We start from the raw sequence: 1476 nt of genomic DNA, 5'->3' as shown, positions 1-1476 counted from the left end.
TCAACGTATTCGCGGGAGTCCTCACCCTCAACTCTCGTAGGGTGAGGAGGGATAGCGGGATGCCGGAAGAATAGAGGCATCCAATTCTTTTCTCAGGCTACACATAAGCCGTTATTTCTCCTGATTAAATCGACTTTACTAAGGGCAAATTGTCCAATTCGTTTCCAGGTGTAGTCGCAAACGGAAACCTTTTGAGTCTTTTTGGTATCGGTGAATCCGCTGACGTAGCCGATGTAGACAATCCCTGCTTTTTCTGCTCTGACCCGATCACCAATTCTCACTTCCATTGGGGTAATCGTCCCACCTTTACGCTTCCTTACCCCTAACTTATCTGGTACTTCAAAGTGCAATTGACGACGGAAGAATCCATACTCTTTCCCCCGACGCGGCGCACCGGGACGGGTGATGATTTTAAACGGGGAAGGGGTCACGTTAACGTTACCCTTGTGGGTGTAACCGTGGGAGTTAGAGCCAGTAAACGGAACATACTTGATGAAATACCCACAAGCCAACGTCACCCCATCAACCGCGTGAGTTTCCGGTTTAGCTATGGACTTGTTAGCCTTATCCTTCTCCAGCCCTAGTTGGGTTCGGAGTTGGGATGTGCCGTTTCCATCCTTTTGCCAACCATGCCGGACATAGACAGGGGCAATTTTTTCCATTTGGGATATTGCCCAATTCTGACCCGTCATTACTGGGGAAAATCCCTTACCCGACTTGGCACGTTTGCGTTGGGTTTGATCTACATCGGCTCTAACCCGCTCATACCCAATCGCCGTCACCGGGAAGATAGCCGCCAATTCCGTAACTGTCCGTAACTCCAACTGTCGAGAAGCTTTAATGGATGGGGGGAGTTTACATTGTTTGCGATTGTCAAACCTGCATTGGCGGTGGTTCCGTTGCTTGAATGGGACATCCCGGTTAATCCGCCGCCCTCGTCGTCCCCGTCGTAACATGGCGCGGGTTTCCATCCGTTTCTTGACCCGCCCAAATGGGAGGATAAGGTGTAGTTGTAGCAGGGTGCATTTAGCGGACTGGACACCAACACCGGAGTAGGACTTACCCGGGTCGACTCCAACGGTAATGGGTTGCACCTCCTCAGCCGATGGTGGTTTGGTGAGTTGGACATAGTAAACTCCCAGGTCTGACCATTTCCCCACTGCTTTACCAACATTCACCCACCGTCTAGCCCTGGAGGGTTTGGTGGGCATTAAAGGTTTTCCTTCTTTGTTAACTACTGGAACACGATACATAGAGATAATCCACTCGTGTAAATGTTTATGTCTCTTCAGGCATTGATAGGGGTGTGTCCTGGACTTACCCAGTGTCTAGAGATTCCTAGACCTACATTTAAGCCAAGCTAGAGAAATGCTTGGAAGTGATTATCCCCTACCAACTCATGCCCTATTCATGACTTCGGAGCAGGTTCCCTCTGCCAATCCCTAACCTCAACGAAGTAGGTTAGGGTTCATGAAT

General features: G+C 49.7%; 1 protein-coding gene. It reads right to left on the bottom strand.

Annotation, left to right across the window (positions count from 1 at the left end; genetic code table 11):
* Window positions 1-92: 92 nt before the first annotated feature.
* Window positions 93-1253 carry an RRXRR domain-containing protein gene (locus ACLGGO_RS35535; protein WP_446422845.1) on the bottom strand — a complete coding sequence of 387 codons (1161 nt, stop codon included), beginning with the start codon at window positions 1251-1253 and terminating at the stop codon, window positions 93-95.
* Between the last annotated feature and the right edge of the window lie 223 nt (window positions 1254-1476).

It is taken from the genome of Coleofasciculus sp. (genome assembly GCF_046565525.1).
Taxonomy (GTDB): Bacteria; Cyanobacteriota; Cyanobacteriia; order Cyanobacteriales; family Coleofasciculaceae; genus Coleofasciculus.
This window is presented reverse-complemented; position numbering and strand designations above follow the sequence as displayed.